Source organism: Streptococcus sp. HSISS2 (assembly GCF_000448665.1).
In the GTDB taxonomy this organism is placed as follows: Bacteria; Bacillota; Bacilli; order Lactobacillales; family Streptococcaceae; genus Streptococcus; species Streptococcus raffinosi.
Genome location: NZ_CM002133.1, coordinates 2,117,184 through 2,119,127 on the forward strand (window position 1 = coordinate 2,117,184; position 1,944 = coordinate 2,119,127).

A 1,944-nucleotide genomic window follows, 5' to 3' on the forward strand; every position below is an offset into this window, starting at 1 on the left:
CTGAGGACGTTAACGAGGTGGTAGCTGAGCTTATTCAGCAATATCCCATCAAATCCATTACAGCTGGTAACGGTTCAGAATTTGCCGCCTTGAATGAGCTAGAAGGTGTTCAGGTTTACTATGCCCATGCTTACTCCTCATACGAACGTGGGACAAATGAGAACTTCAACGGCTTACTTAGAGAGTTCGTTCCTAAAGGTAAGTCGCTCAAGACTCTCACAGCTGAGGATTTAGCTAAGGTGACCTTAGCTATCAATCAAAGACCAAGAAGACTACTCAACTATCAAACGGCGAAAACCCTGTTTGGGCTAGCCCAAACAGCCTAGCCCCTCTTCAACTTGGTATCAGATAACAACTGGTGCACTTAACTTGACAATTCGGGAATGATAGAATTTGCAGAAAGTATTCCTACTTTTACTCGCTAATTGGTTGACATAAGTTACTATATGTGTTATTATAGCTACCCTAATCCACTAATTTGGAGGTGAGATATGAACGAAAAAATGGAGTGGTTAATTGTATCAGAAAATTTAATCGCTTTTATACAGTTCAACTTGGTTTTCTGAATCAAAATTATCTTGAATTCGGCTTTTCCGTGACGGAGACAAGAATACTTTTTGAAGTCAATTCGGCTAACGGAATTTCCGCAAGTCATCTATGGTGCAAAGAATCCAAAATCCCACTTTCAAGCTCAATCACCGAGTTGAGCTTGAAAGTGGGATTTTGGAAGCAGAATGTGCTCAGATGATGCAAGATTTTTTTAGGAAGAGGAGACAAAAATGAAACATTGGCTAAGTGCTTTGTTCTTTCTTTTAACATTACTGTTTATTGGGTTGCTGATAGGCAATGTAGAATTTCAAGCTTGGGCTTTTACACGTCATCAAAACCAGCTATCTTGGTATATCCGCCCGATTCTCATTTTACCGATTATCTATTTCTCTTATCGAAAGAGCCTTCTTGGAATTTTTGCTAGCATCTTTGCTCTCTTTACCAGTATGATTTGGTTTTGGGTGCCAAAGACAACCTCTCCTTTGGTAAAAGAGTTTCTAGCTTACGAGCAAGATTTCTTGCAGGCAGATTGGAATCTCAAAAAAGTTTTGTTTGCTTTTTTGGTAATTAGTTTCTTTCTACTTCTGATTAGAGCAACTTGGCTCCATAGTTGGAAATTGTTGACATTACTGTTAATTATCACGGCCTTTTTGAAAATGATCTGGTCCTATCTAGATAGTGGTAGAGCTGGTTTAACAATTGTTGTACCAGCGATTCTAGGTTTATTCATCTGCTTATTTTTCCTTTCTTTTTGGAAAAAAGGAAAATCTTAATTGGCACAAAAACAAATTTATGGTATAACACTTATCGGAGCAACAATTCTGCGTGAAGCGGGTCAGGGGGAGGAATCCAGCAGCCCTAAGCAAGTGTGAATTGTGTGCTCTTTTTAGGTAAGAAGAATATTAACGAGAGCCATTACTAAAGAGTGTGTTAAAAGGTTGAAAAACTTCTTCAAAAAATAATGTTTAATAGTGAATCAATATCATTTTTCAGAAAAGGGGCTCTTTTCTACCATTTGTTAAGTCTATCAAGACTTTAAGTAAAAAAAGAGATAAGACAGTAGCTATTCTGAGGTTACTGTCTTATTTTTAACACTTTTTGATCCATAAATGGGCATGATAAAAAACACCTCATCTGGTATTTTTTGAAACAAGGTGTTACAATAATACGGTACAGACAGGCTTATCGATTTTGGGTCAAAGAATAATCGTAAAGTTTGTTATGCATAATGAGGTAATCCATTGTTCGAATGAGACGATGTATAGAGGCAATCGTATGTGGCTTAGTTGAAGCTATTGTCGATTGTCTTTTTCGTTTCTCATAAAAGTCAGCGATATGGCAGGGATTGGTATGATTAGCTGAAGCGATGTTGTGAATGCACTTGAACAAGATTTT

The 1,944-nt window shown here is 37.4% G+C and carries 2 protein-coding genes, 1 other RNA gene and 2 pseudogenes; 4 read left to right on the forward strand and 1 reads right to left on the reverse strand.

The features are described from left to right. The 4 genes and pseudogenes from HSISS2_RS09205 to ffs form a co-directional block, all read left to right on the forward strand. On the forward strand, positions 1–326 hold a 326-nt coding region (locus tag HSISS2_RS09205; RefSeq protein WP_134981544.1), incomplete at its 5' end, for an IS30 family transposase. A gap of 361 nt (positions 327–687) precedes the next feature. After that, positions 688–783: pseudogene (locus tag HSISS2_RS12050) on the forward strand (tRNA-specific adenosine deaminase); the annotation flags it as partial. After that, positions 780–1,322, forward strand: a complete 543-nt coding sequence (locus HSISS2_RS09210) for a hypothetical protein (protein ID WP_021002153.1) — start codon at positions 780–782, stop codon at positions 1,320–1,322. The pseudogene HSISS2_RS12050 and the gene HSISS2_RS09210, both read left to right, overlap by 4 nt. A 26-nt stretch (positions 1,323–1,348) precedes the next feature. Next, positions 1,349–1,447: signal recognition particle sRNA small type (gene ffs, locus HSISS2_RS11145), an RNA gene on the forward strand. Between the two features lie 284 nt (positions 1,448–1,731). Here ffs and HSISS2_RS11150 read toward each other — a convergent pair. Further along, positions 1,732–1,944: pseudogene (locus tag HSISS2_RS11150) on the reverse strand (IS110 family transposase); the annotation flags it as partial.

Coding starts and splice junctions, on each gene's coding strand:
- HSISS2_RS09210 (WP_021002153.1), top strand. CDS start 780: ATGAAACATTGGCTAAGTGCTTTGTTCTTTCTTTTAACATTACTGTTT.